The sequence below is a fragment of the Pseudomonas protegens genome (assembly GCF_003732485.1).
In the GTDB taxonomy this organism is placed as follows: Bacteria; Pseudomonadota; Gammaproteobacteria; order Pseudomonadales; family Pseudomonadaceae; genus Aquipseudomonas; species Aquipseudomonas protegens_B.
In genome coordinates this window covers 75,736-92,694 of the sequence record NZ_MOAK01000074.1, presented here as the reverse complement: position 1 = coordinate 92,694, position 16,959 = coordinate 75,736, and the positions used below count along the sequence as shown (strand labels likewise).

Here is a 16,959-nt window from a genome sequence, read left to right as displayed (position 1 = left end):
GTTCGCTGCCAGCCACGTTTCGGCGATTGCCGGGCCGGCGGGGATCTTTTCCTGGCTGCTGGGCGGGTTCGCCGTGCTGCTGTTGGGCATCGTCTACTGCGAGCTGGGAGCCGCCCTGCCGCGGGCCGGTGGGGTGGTGCGCTACCCGGTGTTCTCCCATGGCCCGCTGCTGGGTTACTTGATGGGGTTCATCACCCTGATCGCCTTTTCCAGCCTGGTGGCGATTGAGGTGGTGGCGGCCCGGCAATACGCTGCGGCCTGGTTCCCGGCATTGACCCACGAAGGCTCCAGCAACCCGACCATCATCGGCTGGCTGGTGCAGTTTGCCCTGTTGTGCCTGTTCTTCTGGCTCAACTACTACAGCGTCAAGACCTTCGCCAAATCCAACAACTTCATCAGCCTGTTCAAGTTCATCGTGCCGCTGCTGGTGATCGCGGTGCTGTTCACCTTCTTCAAGCCCGACAACTTCCATGTCCAGGGTTTTGCCCCGTTCGGCCTGTCGGGGATCGAGATGGCGGTCTCGGCGGGGGGCATCATCTTCGCCTACCTGGGGCTGACGCCGATCATCTCCGTGGCCAGTGAAGTACGTAATCCCCAGCGCACCATTCCCATCGCGCTGATTCTCTCGGTGCTGCTTTCGACCTTGATTTACGGCCTGCTGCAACTGGCCTTCCTGGGCAGCATTCCCACGGAAATGCTGGCCAACGGTTGGAGCGGCATCAGCAAGGAATTCTCTCTGCCGTACCGCGACATTGCCCTGACCCTCGGGGTCGGCTGGCTGGCCTATCTGGTGGTGGCCGACGCGGTGATCTCCCCCAGCGGCTGCGGCAACATCTACATGAACGCCACGCCGCGGGTGGTCTACGGCTGGGCCCGTACCGGGACCTTCTTCAAGGTCTTCACCCGCATCGATGAACAGTCCGGCATCCCCCGTCCGGCGCTGTGGCTGACTTTCGGCCTGTCGGTGTTCTGGACCCTGCCGTTCCCCTCGTGGGAAGCGCTGATCAACGTGGTTTCAGCGGCCCTGGTGCTCAGTTATGCGGTGGCCCCCATCAGCGTCGCGGCGTTGCGCAAGAGTGCACCGCAGCTGGCGCGGCCGTTCCGGGTCAGTGCGTTTGCGCTGCTGGGCCCGGTGTCCTTCGTGATCGCTGCGCTGATCGTCTACTGGTCCGGTTGGGGCACGGTGTCCTGGCTGCTGGGGCTGCAGATCCTGATGTTCGTGATCTACCTGCTGTGCAAGCGCCTGGTGCCCACCGACCACCTGAGCCTGGGGGAGCAGGTGCGTTCGTCCCTGTGGCTGATCGCCTTCTATGGGCTGACCATTGTCATTTCCTACCTGGGCAGCTTCGGCGGCATCGGCGCCCTGAGTCACCCCTACGACACCCTCACCGTCACCCTCATGGCCCTGTGCATCTACTACTGGGGCGCCAATACCGGGGTGCCCAGCGCCAAGCTGGTGCTGGACGGCGATGAGGTGGAATGACCACGACCCTTTTCATGCAGACGAGGTAATCCATGACTGTTACGGGACAGATGCTGATAGGTCACACCGCCGAGCTTGGCGACCATGGCTCGATTCATGGGCTGGCCGCCGCCAGTGGCGAGGTGTTGCAACCGGCTTTCGGCGGCGCCTCGCAAGCTCAGCTCGAGCGCGCCTGTGCCTTGGCGCAGGCGGCCTTCGATCCTTATCGCCAGTTGCCGCTTGCACAGCGGGCGGCATTTCTGGAGAGCATTGCCAGCCATATTCTGGGCTTGGGTGAGGAGCTGATTGAACGCTGTCAGTTGGAAACCGGCTTGCCCCGGGCTCGCCTGGAAGGTGAGCGGGGGCGCACCGTCGGCCAGTTGCGACTGTTTGCCCAGGTGGTCCGTGACGGCGGTTTTCTCGGGGTCAGGATCGACCCGGCGCAACCTGAGCGTCAGCCTCTGCCCAGGGTCGAGCTGCGCCTGCGGCATATCGGCCTGGGCCCGGTGGCAGTGTTTGGCGCGTCGAACTTTCCCCTGGCGTTTTCCGTGGCCGGCGGCGACACCGCCTCGGCCCTGGCGGCGGGTTGCCCGGTGATCGTCAAGGCCCACTCGGCGCACCCCGGGACATCTGAGTTGGTGGGGCAGGCCATTGCCCGGGCCGCGCAGAGCCTGGGATTGCCCGAGGGGGTGTTTTCGCTGCTGTTCGACAGCGGCCGGGCCATCGGCCAGGGGCTGGTGGCGGACCCGCGGATCAAGGCGGTGGGGTTCACCGGCTCGCGCACGGGTGGGGTCGCGCTGATGCAGATCGCCGCCTTGCGCCCTGAGCCGATTCCCGTGTACGCCGAGATGAGCTCCATCAATCCGGTGCTGTTGTTGCCCCAAGCCCTGGAGGCACGGGCGGAACAGATTGCTCCGGCGTTCGTTGCCTCGCTGACCCAGGGCGCCGGGCAGTTCTGTACCAATCCGGGATTGATCCTGGCCCTTGAAGGCTCGGCATTACGGCGCTTTGAAAGCGCCGCTGCCGCAGCCCTAGCCACACAGGCAGCGCAGACCATGCTGACCCCAGGCATTCACCGCAGTTACTGCCAGGGCGTTGCCGTCCTGGCGGCTCATGCCCAGGTGCAGACTTTGGCCCAGGGCCTGGCGGGGCAGGGCAGTCAGGCCCGAGGCGCGTTGTTTGCCACCTCGGCCGAGGCCTTCATGGGCTGCGCAGCATTGCGTGAAGAGGTCTTTGGCCCGGCCTCGTTGATCGTGCGTTGCCCGGACTTTGCGGCCTTGCAACAGGTGCTGCAGAGCCTGGAGGGCCAGTTGACCATTGCGCTGCACCTGAGCGATGGCGATCACCCCCAGGTCTGCACGCTGCTGCCGCTGTTGGAGCGCAAGGCCGGACGCCTGTTGGTCAACGGATTCGGCACCGGGGTCGAAGTGGGCCACGCCATGGTTCATGGCGGACCGTTCCCGGCCACTTCCGACAGCCGCAGCACCTCGGTGGGCAGCCTGGCGATCCAGCGCTTTCTGCGTCCGGTGTCCTACCAGGATCTGCCTGAGGCGCTGTTGCCTGCCGAACTGTCCTGCGGCAATCGCTTGCACGTGCCGCAACTGATCGATGGCCAGGGGCCGATCGGCCCCACAACAAACTCTCCCACAGGAGCTTTCACTCACCGCTCATAGAGGTTCCACCATGTCTGAATACATCACCCTGTCACTGGACGAAGTCCGCAGCCTGTCCTACCAGGTGCTCAGCCGACATGGCCTGTCCGACGCTCACAGTCGGGCGATCGCCGAGGTCATTACTCAGGGCCAGCGTGACGAATGCCATTCCCACGGGGTGTATCGCCTGCTGGGCTGCGTGCGCTCGGTGCGCGAAGGCAAGATCGACCCCCGGGCCGAACCCAGCTTGCGGCATGTCTCGCCCGGGGTGCTGGAAGTGGATGCCCACTACGGCTATTCCCTGCTGGGTTTTCACACTGGCTTGCCGGTCCTGGCGGAAAAGGCTCGCAGCCAGGGAATCGCCGCCATGGTGATCAAGCGCTGTTTCCACTTTTCCGCGCTGTGGCCCGAGGTCGAGGCGATTGCCGCCACCGGGCTGGTGGGCCTGGCGATGAACCCCAGTCACAGCTGGGTGGCTCCGGCCGGTGGCCGGCACCCGGTATTCGGCACCAATCCCCTGGCCTTTGCCTGGCCGCGACCGGGGGGCGATCCTTTTGTCTTCGACTTCGCCACCAGCGCCATTGCCCGTGGCGACATCGAGTTGCATGCACGCCAGGGCAAGCCGATTCCCGGGCACTGGGCCATCGATGCCGACGGCGAGCCCACCACGGATGCCAAGGCGGCATTGCGCGGTGCCATGCAGACCTTTGGCGGTCACAAGGGTTCGGCCCTGGCAGCGATGATCGAATTGTTGGCCGGGGCCCTGATTGGCGACCTCACCAGTGTGGAGTCCATGGCCTTCGATGAGGGCGTCGGCGCTACGCCTTGTCATGGCGAGCTGGTGCTGGCGTTCGATCCCCAGGTGTTTCTGGGGCAGGGTTATCAAGCGGGGCTGGAGCGGGCGGAGGGCTTGTTCGCAGGGATTGCCCGGGATGGCGCGCGCTTGCCGTCCCAGCGCAGGTTCGAGGCCCGGGCGCGCAGCCTGGAGCACGGGGTGCAGATTCCTCGGGAGTTGCTGGAGGAGATTCGGCAGTTGCTTTAGGGGGGGCGCGCCGGCGGACAGGGGCTGGGTTCATGTGACGCTTTCGCTGGCAAGCCAGCTCCTACAACTTGCGTAGGAGCCGGCTTGCCGGCGAAGAGACAAGCCTTTAGAAGCGCAGGTTGGCCGCCAGCTCGGCAGAACGGCCCGGAGCGACGATGGCGAACATGCCGACGTGGGAGGCGTCGTAGTAGGTCTCGTCGGTGAGGTTGAGGACGTTGAACTGCAGGTCCAGATTCTTGTTCACCCGATAGGCCAGCATGGCGTCGTAACGCCAGTAGGCATCGAGGCTGCGGGTGTTTTCGTCGTTGGTGTAGCGCTCGCCCACATAGTTGGCACCGGCACCGACCTTCAGGCGGTCGGTGAGCATGTAGGTGCTCCAGACCGAGGCGCTGTTGGGGGCGATGAACTTCATCTGGTTGCCGTTGAAGTTGGTGTTCCTGCCTGATGCGTACTTGACGGTCTGGGCATCCAGGTAGGTGTAGCCCGCCATCACCTGCCATTGATCGGTGAGGTGACCGGTGGCCCCGACCTCAAAACCTTTCACTTCGACATCGCCGTCCAGGGTCACGTCGTTGCTGATCGGGTCATAGGTTCGGGCGTTGGTTTTCTCGGTCTTGAACACGGCCGCCGTCAGGGCCAGACGCTCGTTGAGCAGGTCCCATTTGGTGCCCAGTTCGAGGCTGCGGCTCTTTTCCGGGTCCAGGTTGCTGAGCCGGCCGCCCGCTGCGCCATCGGCGCCGCCCGACTGCCCGGCGGTTTCGCCCGAAGGGTTGAACGAGGTGCCGTAGGACAGGTAGATGCTGCCGTAGGGCAGGGGCTTGAAGACGATGCCGCTTTGGTAGGTCCACATATTGCTGCGGTTGCTTTGGCCGGGGTCCCTGACGTGGTAGGCGTCATAGCGCAGGCCCAGGTTCAGGTCCCATTGTTCGTGCAGGGCCAGGGTGTCCATCACGTAGACGGCACGGTTGTTGTGCTGGGTGGTGGTGTGTTGGCCGTTGCCCCGTGGCACCGGGGTGAACGGGTCCTTGGGGTTGGGCTGGTTCAGGTCGCCGAGATCGGCACTGCGGGCGTTGCCGTAACGATTCTTGACGTCGATCCGTTCCCGGGAAAACTCCAGGCCGGCGATGTAGCTGTGGCCGATGGTACCTGTGTCGAACTTGCCGAAGATGTCGGTCTGGTTGATCAGCGAGGTATTGGTCACGTTGCGCCCGCGAGCGGTACGTTGCACGGTGTTCGCCCGTTCCTGAGCCGCCGAGGAGAGCGGCCGGCTCATGATGTAGTCCTGCATGCTGCGGCCCTGGCGGGTGGTGTTGCGCAGGGTCAGGTGGTCATTGAAGTCGTGTTCCAGTTTCAGGGTGGCCTGATCTGCCGAAGTCTTGCGGAAGTCGCGCTTGGTGAAACCGTAGAAGTTGTCCCGATCGACCTTGATCGGCTTGCCGCTGATTTCCGATACCGGAATGCCCTGGTCGGGCATGTCGTCGGTCTGCATGTGGTAGTAGCTCAAGGTGCCGCGGGTCTCGGTGCCCAGGCCGAAGGAGAAGCTCGGTGCCACGCCCCAGCGGCTGACTTCGACATTGTCCCGTCCTGGGGTGTCGGCTTCGTGCTTCATGACGTTCAGGCGCAGGGCCATGTTCTGTTCGGGCAGGTACTGGTTGAGGTCGAGGGTGCCGCGTCGCTGATGATCGGTGCCCAGGGTCAGGCTGCCGGCGGCGAAATTCTCCTGCTGCGGCACCTTGCTGACCAGATTGATGGTGCCGCCGGTGGAGCCGCGTCCCGAGTAGGCCGAGCCCGGGCCTTTGACGATCTCGATCTGCTCGTAGTTGAAGACTTCATGGTTCATCCGGCCGACATCGCGGATGCCGTCGATCATGATGTCGGTGCTGGCCTCGAAGCCGCGGATGAACGGGCGATCCCCCAGCGGCGTTCCGCCTTCCCCGGCGCCGAAGGTGATCCCCGGGGTTGTGCGCAAGGCGTCGGTCAGGGTCGACACGGCACGTTCCTGCATCAGGGTGTCGGTGATGATGGTTACCGACTTCGGCGTTTCCCGCAGTGGAGCGGTGAACTTCACCGAATCGGAGGCATCGCGCTTGTAGCCAGGCTGATGAACCCCTTGCACATGGGTCGGGGCCAGGGTGACCGGAGTCGCCTCGGTGTGACGCTTGGTGTCTTCGAGAGTGGCTCCCAGGCTGGCCTCGCTGAGGGCCATCAGACCGAGAGAGGTGGACCACAACTTCCAGGGTTGTGGGCGGGCAGGACTGGACATTGAAATAGAGCCTCCGTTTTATTTGGAAGCGATTCTCATTCGAGAATTCATGTCATTCAATCAGATAGTTCTGAACAATCGTGTCGAAAAGTGTATGCGTGGCTGTATACCGGCTAAGGGGCTTTGTTGATCGGGCCTGCTGTGCGGGGTGACTTGTTTTCTTGCTGCGGGCTGTTTTCTTTTTCCGCCCGCCGCTGTTTCATGGTCGACCATCAACCCGGGAGATCACGGATGAATCTGCACTTGGAAACCCCCAACCTGATATTGCGCCCACGCACGCTCGAACACTTCGAGGCCTGCTTGCGCATGGACCTGGACCCTGAAGTCACGCGCTTCACTCCGGGGATCTGGGACGGTGGGCAATGGCATCGGGATTTCCTGCAGTCGCGCATGACCCAGGATTTTGGTGAGCGATGCGGTTATTGGGCGATCTTCGCCAAGGAGGCCCCGAGCGATTTGCTGGGCTGGGTCTCGTTCATTCCTTTCGACGCCGTGGGGCCCGAGCTGGAGATGGGCTGGCGTCTGGTGCGGCGTGCCTGGGGCCGGGGGGTTGCTACTGAGGCTGCCAGGCGCATTGTCGAGCACGCCTTTGCTGACCCGGAGGTCGAACGGATTGTCGCTGATGCCCACATCGACAATGGCGCGTCATTGGCGGTGGCTCGCAAGATAGGTTTTCGTTTCACTCACGACGGCGAATTTGAAGGGCTGCCAAGCCGTTTTTTCGAAATGACTCGTGAGGATTTTTATCAGCAGCCAGCGATCGGTTGAAAGGCTGCTGGCTCTGTGGCGACGGGGCGCCGTCCTGTGGCGCCCCGCAGTGAAGGCCGTTGCCGGTCAGTTGCCGATCAAAGGTGACGGCTGACCCACCACAGCACCAGGAAGGCGATGGCCGCGACCAGGGCTGACAACTGGAACAGATTGATCAGCCATTTCAGGCCCAGGGGGAAGTTCTTGTAGTCCCGCACATCCATGCCGCCGTTGCGCAGAAAGAGGTGGGGCATGGCGAACATTCCGCCGATGCACACCAGCATGAACAGACGGCTGAGGGGGTCCTTGCCCAGCAGTGGCATGCGAACGGCGATGACTCGGCAGCGGGCCAGGTACTTGACCATGTCATCGATCTTGAAATAGCCCAGGTAGATCTGGATCACCAGGGACACCAGTCCGGACATGACTACCAGAATCCAACCCGCGGTATAAATATCTTTGGCGTTGCACATATCTATTCAGTGACCTCCTCAAGCTTTACGACCAGGCGTTCAGCGTCGCGCTCCTCCAGTGAGCCCTGGCACGCAGGGCAGCCGACCACCATAGCATCCCTGGACTCAGGATGGGCGCAGGGCTCCCCGGGGCCTGGGGCAGGAGTGTTGTCGCGACCATGGCCAGTGGCTGGCCCGGTCGACATGAGACGCGTACCAAAGAGCGGGGGCAGGGCATGCAGGAGGAGAGGGGTCAGAGCTTCGCGCAACGTTCCACGTCGGCCTGGGTGGTGACCTGGGTGTCGATGCCCCAACGGTACTTGCAGTAGTCGATGATCATCTGCCGGTACTCGGGGGTGAGTTTTTCCACGCGCCGGTAATCGCCGTCATTGGCGTGGATATTGAAGAACTCCAGACGCAGAGTCGGGGACTGCTTGATAAACCAGCGGGTGTGGGTCTCAGCTTCTTCCAGCTCGGTGTAGTAGCCGACGTTGAGCACCACCAGCAGGCCGAGGAACAGCAGGAAGACGAGTTTTTTCATGGTACGGCTCCATCCGTGGGCAGGGCGGCGCATGGTTCCGGCTTTGCTCCTGCTTGGCAAGGTCCTGGTCATGAAATATCACGCTTGCCGCCGGCAGGTTCAGCCAGCAGACAGTCGCAGGCTGTTAAAAGATTCGGATGCCCGGCAGGAGCAGGGTAGCGACAAGGGGGCAAGGAGGTCGGGACTCTGGAACCGGCCTTGTGATGCAGTAACAAAGAAAGCGATCCACGGATCGCTTTTTTTGTCCTCGCAAGGTGCGCACCTGCCGATCTGCCAGGGTTTGCAGAGGGCGGTTCGAGCAGGGGGCAATAGCCGGCAAGGTCTCTTCGTCGTGGGGCGCGAGCGCTCTGGAATGGCCTTTTCAAGGATGGGATAAACTTCCCCGGGAAATACCGTTCGTCCGACGGATGGAATTGGCAAGCACTAGTCACTGCGTCATGCTGTCGATGGATGTCGTAATGCCACTATTTTGGGCACGACCCGTTTCCGGGTGGCGTTTTCCCCCTGCGATGCTGAGATAGGTTTTCTGATGAATGTGTTGATCCTGCCTGAGGCGCGGTATGCCCGATAAGGCTTTGGCCGAGGAGCAGCGCCTGGCTGCCCTGTATGCCCTGGAGCTGCTGGACACGGCACGTTGCGAGCGTTTCGATCGTATTTGTCGTCTGGCGGCGGAGTACTTCAAGGTACCCACGGCCTTGATCACCCTGGTGGATCGGGACCGCCAGTGGTTCATGTCGCGGGTGGGCTTTGTCGCCGAGCAGACTCCCATTGATCAATCGTTCTGTGCCTACACCATCAAGTCCGGCGATGTGTTTGAAGTGGAAAACGCCCGCCGGGATGTGCGCTTTCATGCCAACCCCCTGGTCACTGAAGATCCGTGCATCGGCTTTTATGCCGGCGCGCCTCTGATCACGTCCACCGGCCACGCCATCGGCAGTTTGTGCGTCATCGATAAACAGCCCCAGCGCTTGAATGCCGTCGAGCGCCAGCAACTGCGGGACCTGGCGTCCCTGGTGATGGAGCAGATCGAACAGCGTCAGCGCCAGACACGTCGCGATCCGGTCAGCAGCCTGCCCAATCGGGAGCAATTCCAGAGCGACCTGTACGACCTGGCGGAACAGCATCCTGGCGAAAAGCGCGTGCTGGTGCTGGTGGATGCGGTGGACATGTCCGTGGCTCACGAGCTGACCCTGGCCATGGGCATGGCTCCGTTCGAAATCATCGTGCGCTTCCTGGCCCAGCAACTGCTCGCCTACCTGGGACGGCATGTGCGGGTGTATCACGTCTCGGTCAAGCGTTTTGGCTTCCTGCTACCGGCAGCGCCGGGCATCGAACGTTTTCTCGAAGGGCTGGTGCGGCGTTTGCGGCGCCAGCCGCCGGGCCTTGAGCTGCCGATGATTCCGGGGGTATGTGCAGGCACCGTGGAGTTCTCCACGGACCGCGATGCGGTGCCGGACGTGCTGCGCAAAGCCATGTTCGCCCTGGAGCTGGCGGCCTTGAAGCGCAGCACCTGGGCGCCCTACGACGTGGTGCGCGATCAGGCCTATCGACGCGCCTTCAACTTGGCCTCGGACATCAGCGAAGCCCTCGACAGCGGACAGATCTACCTGATGTTCCAACCGCGCTTCGCCCTGCCCGACGGTGCCCAGGTCAGCGCAGAGGCACTGATCCGCTGGGATCACCCTTGGCTGGGACCGATTTCCCCGGCGGAGTTCATTCCGGTCATGGAGCGCAATACCTTGATCCACCGGGTGACCCATTGGGTGATCAACGCGGTTCTGGACAGGCTGCACAGATGGAGCTCCAGCAATGTACAACGCCTGTCGATCAACCTTTCCCCCCAGGATTTCGAGGACCAGGATATTGCCGATGTGCTCAGGGATGCCTGCCTGCGTCACCGTATCGATCCTCGGCGCCTGGAGGTAGAAATCACCGAAGGTGCCTGGCTGCGTTCCAATCCAAGGGTGCTGGATCAGTTGAGCAAGATACGCGGCCTGGGCATGGACGTGGCCATCGATGATTTCGGTACCGGCTACAGCAACTTCGCCTACCTGCATCAGATTCCAGCCAATGTGGTGAAGCTCGACAAATCCATGGTCACGGACCTTGAGAGCAGCGCACAGCACCAGAAGATCACCCGTTCGGTCATCGCCCTGGCCAGGGAGCTGGGCTATCGCACCGTGGCCGAGGGCATCGAGAGTTTCAAATGCCTGCAGATGCTGCGGGCCTTTGGCTGCGACGAAGCCCAGGGCTATTTCCTGGCCCGGCCCATGGCTCAGGAAAAATTCCTCGCTCTCAGCGGGGCCCGGCGTTTTCCGTTGCAGGGTGGCATCTAGACGCCTGCTAAGGGTGATGGCTGCCTCAACGCTGGGCAGCCACCAGCAGCATCATTGGCCGTTCCCGCTCTTCTTCCAGCGCCGGTTGCTGAAGCACCTGCTGCGCCGTGGGGCCCCACTCCTCGACATGGCGAATGCTGAACCCCGTGTCGATCAGAGTGTTGAGCAGGGTGCCCAGGGTCCGGTGCTGCTTGATCACGCCTTCCGCCAGCCAATGGGTCACTCGCTCGCCTTCCTGCTGGTAGCTGTCCAGCGGCCAGGACTTGCGGCCCTGGTCATCCACCCGCCAACCCGGGTTGCGCGGAGCCATGAAGATCGGGTGCTCAATGGAGAACACCAGGCGCGCCCCGGGTACCAGGGCGGCATGGAGCTGGGTGAACAACCCGCGCAAGTCCTTGATGTAGTGCAGGGCCAGGGAGCTGTAGGCCAGGTCGAAGCTGCAGGTGGGCAGGCTCAGGTGTTCCAGGTCGGCCCGCTGATAATCGATGTTGGGTGCCGAGGTGCTGGCGCGGGCGGTCGCCAGCATCTTTTGCGAAACGTCCAGGCCCAGTACCTGCTGGGCTCCCTGTTCGCTGGCCCAGCGGCTGAACCAGCCATAACCGCAACCCAGGTCCACCACCTTGAGACCGTTCATGGCGGGCAGCAGGGCCTGCAGGGCCGGCCATTCCGGTGCCGCATCCAGGCCGCCGAGGGAGCGGCCCATCTGGCTGTAGCCCTGAAAAAAGGTCGGATCGTCGTAAATGTTCTGGGTCATGTAGCGTCTCCTTCGGACTCGTGTGCAGCCGTGGTGTCGGGCGGATCATGCAAAAGATGCGGCTGAGGGTTTTCCTCTGACCCGGTCACGGCAGATTTTCACTCAGTGTGGGTTATGCATTATCGTGCGCCAGGCCTCAAACGATCAGCGTCGTCAGCGACACCAACCCAACCGATACCGGTGGGCAATCGTCTGTAAGGGCCAACCGAATCTCCCGAACCCGGGTCTGTACCCTAAGCGAGGCATCTTGGGCAAAGCGAGAGTGATAGGCACGACAGTAGAGGCTATTCATGCTGCCGAGACGGCATTGGGGCGAACCTTGCCCAGGTCGTTCGGGGACTGGCTTCTGGAGCACAACGGCAAGGCGCTGGGGGGGCTGGAAGTATTTCCTGTCTTTGATGCGCGTGATCCCCGCAAGACCTGGGAGTCGATAGTCCGGCATTTCGAGCAGGGCTGGCAGGCCTGGCAAGACACCTTCTCCGACATCGCGTTCGACTTCTCCAGCCTGCTGCCGTTCGCTCAATTTGGCACGGGCGACTATTACTGCTTCGACTACGCCGTACTGGGCGACGCCGGTGAGCCGGTCGTGGTGCTCTGGTCCCATGAGACGGGCCGAACCTGCGTCGTTGCCGATGGCTATGCCGCCTTTTTGGCCGATCCTGATCGGCTGTGTCAGGCACCAGGCTGATGCACCCTTGGCAAAGGTCGATGCTGAAACAGCGGTGCCCCAATCATCTGCACAAGGCTTGGGCTTGATTCGCTAGATTTGCTGCTGGGGGGAGGCAATCGTTTGAATGAACGACTTGAGAAGCTTCTACAGATATCTGCGGGAGCCCGCAGATTGGGGAAGTGGAGCGGGTGAAGGGAATCGAACCCTCGTTATCAGCTTGGGAAGCTGGGCCTGATGGTGTTTCATATGGGTTCAGGGTGTATCCTTTTGCCCCGCAAAGGCCCGGAATACGGGGCCTCGCCGAGGAACGGTTGTTTCATCCTGTTTCACCGATAACCCCTTTGTTTCAGGCCAATGGCCCCCAGTAACGGCCCCCAAATGCTCACAGAGAAACAGATCAAGGCAATGAAGCCTGCGGAAAAGGAATACACGGTCTCGGATGGCCGCAGCGCAAGAGGCGAGGGTGTGCTCATGCTGCGTGTCCGGCCGAACGGGACGAAGGAGTTCTATTTCCAGCGCCGAGTGAACGGCACAAAGTCCAAGAGCAAACTCGGCACCTGGCCGGCACTTGGTCTTGCAGCAGCTCGTGACCTTTGTCGAGTCGAGAAAGAAGCTGTGGTTTCGCCCGCGTCCTTCCAGGACTTGCTGGACAGCTACGTTGCCAAGCTACAAGGCGAGGGGGCAGCTTCGGCGGATGATGTGAAGTGGTCTTTCAATCGCTACGTGTCACAGCCTTTCCCCAACCTGGTCAAGAAACCGGTATCGCTGATCGGTCCGGGCGAGATCCGCGACATCATCGCCAAGATGATCGCCGACGGAGTGACCACTTATTGCAACCGGCTTCGATCGCAACTGCATGCCGCCTTCCAGGTCGGCCTGGAGCAGGAGTTCAATCCCCGCAGTTACCAGAAAGATGATCTGAAGTTTGGGATCAAGAGTAATCCGGTGGCCAGCGTGCCAGTGCAGGCCGACTGGGAGCAGCCAGGCGATCGAGCGTTGTCAACAAACGAGCTGGCCTACCTGTGGCAGGTGCTGCCTGAACAACTGAGTGTTGTGACGGCCGAACTGATCAAGTTTCTGATCGCATCAGGTGGGCAGCGTCCGGAGCAACTGCTTGCAACCGAGCGTCGGCACTACCTCAAGGACCACTTGATCATCCGCAACAGGAAGGGGCGAGGGGCTGAGGGCGAGCGGTCGTTGCATGTGGTGCCCTATAACAAGCTGATGCGCCAAAGCCTGAAGGCAATGGATGAGATCAACGAAACCAGCGCCTATCCCTTCGAAGGCAAGGTGGTAGGCACCTCTCTACACACCAATTCGCTTTCCCGTGCGGTGACCAAGCTTTGCAGCCGTCACGCCGACAAGTTCAATGGCCCTTTCACTCTGCGCGATCTTCGCAGGACCTGTAAGACCCTGATGGGGGTAGCCAAGTTGTCTAAAGAGCTACGCGACCGCATTCAGGGGCATGCCTTCGGGGACGTTTCATCCAAGCACTACGACCGCTATGACTACTTCGACGAAAAAAAGAACGGGCTCCAGAAGTGGGCGACGTGGCTGGAGAAGAACGTAATTACGGCGAAGCTGGAATAGGTGAGGCCGCTTACGCGGCCTCGGTGGTGGCATTGGCATGCCAGTTTTCAGGGTTGCTCTGCCAGGCTGCGATTGCCGAAGCTCGCCAGCCAACTCTGCCGGCGGAGATCACTACCGACTGAGGGAATCGCCCTCGCTTTATTTCCCGCCAGAGCGTTGTCCTGGAGAAGGAAGTTACGCTCAACACTTCCTTTTCCTGCATGAAGCGGTCGAGTTTTTTAGACATGGACTTCACCCCGCGCAGCCTTCTCCACCGGAGCCCTATCACTTGAATAACAACTCATGGCGCGTTGTTCTCCCCGCAGTTAGAGCAGTCGCCGTAGACCTGACGCTCACTTAGGAAGCGTCCACAGCCACCGCAGTTGGTCAGGTACCGTCGTATCTTTGGGCGTTTGATCTTCGGCAGACTGAGGCTCACTTCGCGTAGCGCCTGCTTGTGATTGAGCCGCGAGGCCCGAACGACTGGGCGGGAGCGCTCAGCAATGTAGCTGCACGGCCACAGGTCGCAACCCTGCGACAGGTAGCCAGCGGCATCTGTCGCGCCTGGGTGGATGGCGTCTTCCAGGTTGGCGGTAGGACCCCTGCCGCCGAGCCAGACCAGGTCGTTACCGTCCCACTCGCGAGCATGGGCCACATACACACGGCCGTCCTCGTTCAGGTAGGCCTCGGCTTCGGATTTGCTGAGGTACTGAAAATCGACGCCGACCTCCGCTCGAGCACGGACGTAGTCCACTGGCCAGGGGAGATCGCTCTCGCGACTCTCGAACTGCCTTACAGCGCGCTCACGGGTGAACTGCTCAGCCTCATCGAGGTTAGAGGTATAGCTGCCTCCCACGCGCCAGAACATCGCTCGACTACCTACGTTGCTGCGGCTGTCCTGTAAGTAAAAAAGGTCAGACATTGTGGGCCTCCTGTTCAAAGCAAAAACGACTGGTGGGTCAGCAGCGGCTGGAGCTGTTGGGCAGCATCGATGTCGCCGGCAGACTGGATGTCGCAAACGAAGTAATTCCGCTTGCGGTTTTTTTCGGTGAGGTCGGTTGTGAGTTGTCGGGCAGTAACTTCGCATTGCTGATAGGAGTCAGGCCCAATCCAGCGTTGAACCGGGATCACCTGACAATCCGTGCGGGCGGCACTGGTGCACAGGTACAGCAAAAGGAATACGTTCACAGGGCCTCCTGCTGCGCAACGCTCAGCGCGATCGCTACGGGCTGAACCCAGACCGGCATGCTGTTGAGCATGAACGTCTCGCCGGCCTCGGCCAGTAGGAGCGTGGTGCCCATGACCTGGGCGATCGCTTCGGCTGCTGCTGGTGGGACTGCGTTTCCGATCCGTTCCCGCCAGGCCTGGTCACTCAGGCCGTCCAGCTCAAGCCATTCCTCGGGCTCGACCAGACTCTGCAGGGCGGCCAGTTCCAGGGTGGTGAAGGGGCGGTGCCAGGTGCCGTCGAGGCTTTCGATTACACAGGTGAGCTTTTCATTGGGCTCCGGCATGCGAGGGTCTGCGACGGACCAACGGCCGTTGTCCTGGCGGGCACTTGCCGAAACAGCTCCGGCCTGGCCGCTCCAGTCGACAACCCCGTAATGGCCACCGGTGAGATAGGCGTCGCCCTTGTCGCGCTTCATTCCCGGGCGAGGGTCAGCGATCGACAATGCCCCGCTGGCCACCTGTTGTGAACCAGTAACAGTTCCAGCCGTCTTGTCCCAAGGGCAGACCCCAAGCTTTCTGGTGCTCGCGCCGGCGTGCCAGTTGACGTAGCGAGGATCTTGCACGGCGAAAGCGCTCTGGCCGGTGGTGCTGCCAGCGATTACTGTGCTGCTGGGGCGCTCCCACGGTGTTACCAGGTACTTGCCAAAGCTACCTTCGGGCTGACGCGGGTCAGCAACGCTGAACGTCCCTTGCCCGGGCGACTTGACGCCGATCACCGCGCCGCTGGTTTCATCCCAGCGCCGCACGCCGTACTGCTGGTATTGCAGCGCGCCATCCCTGGCCCGTGGATCTGCCACGGAGAACGCGCCATTGGTTGGCCGGCTCCGGCCGGCGACAACGCCCATTGAGTCGTCCCACTTATTCACCCCCAGATAGCCGCCGTAAGCCTCGGGCACTATCACGAAGTCGCGCAGATACCCGTCCTCGATGGCCAGGTCATTCAGGCTGCGCCAGTCCTTGCCGGCCTGAACCAGTGCCAGGCGCACCCAGGTTTTCCAGTGCAGAGATGGCACCCGGTGCATCGGGCCCGCGGCCTCGATATCGCCGGCCATCGGCATGCGACCGAGGATCGAACCCACTGACTTGAGCGTCTTTTTTTCAGGCTCGTACAGGAAGGGCGGCACCTTCTCGATGTGGCGGGCCACCAACAGGAACCGCTTGCGGCTCTGGGCCAGGCCGCCGATGACGCCACAGTCGTGTGTGGTTTCAGCTGAGGCATAGCCGTAGTGGCTCAGCAGCTTGTTGATCTGGTCCAGCAGGTGCCGGCCGCGAGTGGCGAGCCGTGGTACGTTTTCGAAGACGATCAGCGGCACCGGATCATCTGGCCAGGCCTCGCCCATCAGCCAGATGCAACGCAGCGTCAGCTCGTTCAGGGCCTGGTATTTCGGGGTGAGGCTCATTTTCTCGGACAGCAGGCCCGAGGCGCCTTTGCAGGGGCTGGAAATGAAAATCGCATCGGGGCGCTGATTGCCGGCGGCACGCCGAATGTCCTCTGCCGTTGCCTCGCGCCATCCTGGTGGTGGCTCTTTCCCGTGGAAGCGAACGTATTGATCGCGGGTGAAGAGGTCCAGTTGGGTGCCTGGGACGCCGGCGAGACGTTCGAAGTCGCGCAGGCCCACAGGGTCAACGTCGACGCCCCCGATGCATTGCCAGGTGCCCAGCATGTTGCCGACTACGGATCTGGCTTGGTTGAAACCCTTTGCACCGCCGCCAAGGCCGCAGCAGAAGTGAAAGTGCTTGAAGATGCGATTAAGCATGCTGCACCTCCTTCAACTCGACGCTGTAGAAGTTGATGGACGCCACTTCTGCCGCTACGCAGCGGATGCCACACCAACCAAAAGGACTGTCGTCGGTGCCGCCCCAGCCGTCTGCCTCATGAACATCAGCCGACCAGATCAGGCCAGGATGCGGGTCACCATCTGGGGACTCGTAATCAGGGCTGAAGTCGGTTCCACCCTCTTGGCTCATATCGCTGATGATCCAGCTGCCGAAAAGGCGCACGGCTGCGCGGACTGGGTTCCCGTCTTCGGATTCGACGTAGCCCCCCGAACAGCTCCAGAAGTTGCAGAGCTCGGTAGCCCGCTCAGGTGTCAGCTTATTGAGGTCAACTTCGAGCAGGACGTTGTTGCCCCCGAACGTTTCCTCCACACGGTAAAGCGCTGTGTTGCTGGCTTGGGGCACGGTGGCCGCAGGTTGGATGGTTTGCATGGTGCTTCTCCTTTGGGGCGATGGGGAGTTGCAGCT

16 protein-coding genes are annotated in these 16,959 nt (G+C 61.9%); 7 read left to right on the top strand and 9 right to left on the bottom strand.

Annotation, left to right across the window (positions count from 1 at the left end; genetic code table 11):
• From BLX41_RS20280 to BLX41_RS20270, 3 genes are all read left to right on the top strand, one after another.
• Positions 1 to 1,483 (top strand): APC family permease (locus tag BLX41_RS20280; RefSeq protein ID WP_259745033.1); only part of this gene is annotated, 1,483 nt, incomplete at its 5' end.
• A 32-nt stretch (positions 1,484 to 1,515) separates the two neighbouring features.
• Positions 1,516 to 3,135: an aldehyde dehydrogenase (NADP(+)) gene (locus BLX41_RS20275; RefSeq protein WP_123726321.1), complete on the top strand. Its 1,620-nt coding sequence runs from the start codon at positions 1,516 to 1,518 to the stop codon at positions 3,133 to 3,135.
• Between the two features lie 10 nt (positions 3,136 to 3,145).
• The gene (locus BLX41_RS20270) at positions 3,146 to 4,156 is read left to right on the top strand and encodes an Ldh family oxidoreductase (protein WP_123726320.1); all 1,011 of its coding nucleotides are present in this window, start codon (positions 3,146 to 3,148) and stop codon (positions 4,154 to 4,156) included.
• A gap of 106 nt (positions 4,157 to 4,262) precedes the next feature.
• Here BLX41_RS20270 and BLX41_RS20265 read toward each other — a convergent pair whose 3' ends face one another.
• Positions 4,263 to 6,419, bottom strand: coding sequence for a TonB-dependent receptor (locus tag BLX41_RS20265; protein ID WP_123726319.1), 2,157 nt, complete (start codon positions 6,417 to 6,419; stop codon positions 4,263 to 4,265).
• A gap of 231 nt (positions 6,420 to 6,650) precedes the next feature.
• On the opposite strand from BLX41_RS20265, the gene BLX41_RS20260 reads away from it, so the two are divergent.
• Positions 6,651 to 7,187, top strand: a complete 537-nt coding sequence (locus BLX41_RS20260) for a GNAT family N-acetyltransferase (RefSeq protein WP_123726318.1) — start codon at positions 6,651 to 6,653, stop codon at positions 7,185 to 7,187.
• Between the two features lie 77 nt (positions 7,188 to 7,264).
• Here the strand turns inward: BLX41_RS20260 and BLX41_RS20255 are convergent, their stop codons facing one another.
• Entirely contained in the window at positions 7,265 to 7,591 is a 327-nt protein-coding gene (locus BLX41_RS20255) for a hypothetical protein (RefSeq protein WP_185073696.1), read from the bottom strand.
• Positions 7,592 to 7,871: 280 nt separating this feature from the next.
• Complete coding sequence (locus tag BLX41_RS20250) at positions 7,872 to 8,159, bottom strand: hypothetical protein (RefSeq protein ID WP_123726316.1); 288 nt, start codon at positions 8,157 to 8,159, stop codon at positions 7,872 to 7,874.
• A gap of 560 nt (positions 8,160 to 8,719) precedes the next feature.
• On the opposite strand from BLX41_RS20250, the gene BLX41_RS20240 reads away from it, so the two are divergent.
• Positions 8,720 to 10,495, top strand: a complete 1,776-nt coding sequence (locus BLX41_RS20240) for a putative bifunctional diguanylate cyclase/phosphodiesterase (protein ID WP_123726314.1) — start codon at positions 8,720 to 8,722, stop codon at positions 10,493 to 10,495.
• Positions 10,496 to 10,520: 25 nt separating this feature from the next.
• Here BLX41_RS20240 and BLX41_RS20235 read toward each other — a convergent pair whose 3' ends face one another.
• A complete protein-coding gene (locus tag BLX41_RS20235) occupies positions 10,521 to 11,249 on the bottom strand; it encodes a class I SAM-dependent methyltransferase (RefSeq protein ID WP_123726313.1) in 729 nt (242 codons plus the stop codon).
• Positions 11,250 to 11,496: 247 nt separating this feature from the next.
• Here BLX41_RS20235 and BLX41_RS20230 point away from each other — a divergent pair, with 247 nt between their 5' ends.
• Both BLX41_RS20230 and BLX41_RS20225 read left to right on the top strand, forming a co-directional pair.
• On the top strand, positions 11,497 to 11,937 hold the full coding sequence (locus BLX41_RS20230) for an SMI1/KNR4 family protein (RefSeq protein ID WP_123726312.1): 441 nt from the start codon (positions 11,497 to 11,499) through the stop codon (positions 11,935 to 11,937).
• Positions 11,938 to 12,297: 360 nt separating this feature from the next.
• Entirely contained in the window at positions 12,298 to 13,509 is a 1,212-nt protein-coding gene (locus BLX41_RS20225) for a tyrosine-type recombinase/integrase (protein ID WP_123726311.1), read from the top strand.
• Between the two features lie 10 nt (positions 13,510 to 13,519).
• Here the strand turns inward: BLX41_RS20225 and BLX41_RS20220 are convergent, their stop codons facing one another.
• The 5 genes from BLX41_RS20220 to BLX41_RS20200 are packed head-to-tail and all read right to left on the bottom strand — an operon-like array spanning position 13,520 to position 16,923.
• A complete protein-coding gene (locus tag BLX41_RS20220) occupies positions 13,520 to 13,735 on the bottom strand; it encodes a helix-turn-helix transcriptional regulator (RefSeq protein WP_123726350.1) in 216 nt (71 codons plus the stop codon).
• A 54-nt stretch (positions 13,736 to 13,789) separates the two neighbouring features.
• Positions 13,790 to 14,410, bottom strand: coding sequence for a hypothetical protein (locus tag BLX41_RS20215; protein WP_123726310.1), 621 nt, complete (start codon positions 14,408 to 14,410; stop codon positions 13,790 to 13,792).
• A gap of 14 nt (positions 14,411 to 14,424) precedes the next feature.
• Positions 14,425 to 14,676 (bottom strand): hypothetical protein, encoded by a 252-nt coding sequence (locus BLX41_RS20210; RefSeq protein WP_123726309.1) that lies wholly within the window; start codon positions 14,674 to 14,676, stop codon positions 14,425 to 14,427.
• Positions 14,673 to 16,472 carry a DNA cytosine methyltransferase gene (locus tag BLX41_RS20205; protein WP_123726308.1) on the bottom strand — a complete coding sequence of 600 codons (1,800 nt, stop codon included), beginning with the start codon at positions 16,470 to 16,472 and terminating at the stop codon, positions 14,673 to 14,675. Before BLX41_RS20205 ends, BLX41_RS20210 begins: the two co-directional genes overlap by 4 nt.
• Positions 16,465 to 16,923, bottom strand: coding sequence for a DUF2528 family protein (locus tag BLX41_RS20200; RefSeq protein ID WP_053149903.1), 459 nt, complete (start codon positions 16,921 to 16,923; stop codon positions 16,465 to 16,467). Before BLX41_RS20200 ends, BLX41_RS20205 begins: the two co-directional genes overlap by 8 nt.
• Positions 16,924 to 16,959: the final 36 nt, after the last annotated feature.

Excerpts from the sequence above, each read along its gene's own strand:
- BLX41_RS20240 (WP_123726314.1), top strand. The coding sequence starts at position 8,720 with ATGCCCGATAAGGCTTTGGCCGAGGAGCAGCGCCTGGCTGCCCTGTAT.
- BLX41_RS20215 (WP_123726310.1), bottom strand. The coding sequence starts at position 14,410 with ATGTCTGACCTTTTTTACTTACAGGACAGCCGCAGCAACGTAGGTAGT.
- BLX41_RS20220 (WP_123726350.1), bottom strand. The coding sequence starts at position 13,735 with ATGTCTAAAAAACTCGACCGCTTCATGCAGGAAAAGGAAGTGTTGAGC.
- BLX41_RS20265 (WP_123726319.1), bottom strand. The coding sequence starts at position 6,419 with ATGTCCAGTCCTGCCCGCCCACAACCCTGGAAGTTGTGGTCCACCTCT.
- BLX41_RS20200 (WP_053149903.1), bottom strand. The coding sequence starts at position 16,923 with ATGCAAACCATCCAACCTGCGGCCACCGTGCCCCAAGCCAGCAACACA.
- BLX41_RS20260 (WP_123726318.1), top strand. The coding sequence starts at position 6,651 with ATGAATCTGCACTTGGAAACCCCCAACCTGATATTGCGCCCACGCACG.
- BLX41_RS20235 (WP_123726313.1), bottom strand. The coding sequence starts at position 11,249 with ATGACCCAGAACATTTACGACGATCCGACCTTTTTTCAGGGCTACAGC.
- BLX41_RS20250 (WP_123726316.1), bottom strand. The coding sequence starts at position 8,159 with ATGAAAAAACTCGTCTTCCTGCTGTTCCTCGGCCTGCTGGTGGTGCTC.
- BLX41_RS20255 (WP_185073696.1), bottom strand. The coding sequence starts at position 7,591 with ATGTCCGGACTGGTGTCCCTGGTGATCCAGATCTACCTGGGCTATTTC.
- BLX41_RS20270 (WP_123726320.1), top strand. The coding sequence starts at position 3,146 with ATGTCTGAATACATCACCCTGTCACTGGACGAAGTCCGCAGCCTGTCC.
- BLX41_RS20275 (WP_123726321.1), top strand. The coding sequence starts at position 1,516 with ATGACTGTTACGGGACAGATGCTGATAGGTCACACCGCCGAGCTTGGC.
- BLX41_RS20225 (WP_123726311.1), top strand. The coding sequence starts at position 12,298 with ATGCTCACAGAGAAACAGATCAAGGCAATGAAGCCTGCGGAAAAGGAA.
- BLX41_RS20205 (WP_123726308.1), bottom strand. The coding sequence starts at position 16,472 with ATGCTTAATCGCATCTTCAAGCACTTTCACTTCTGCTGCGGCCTTGGC.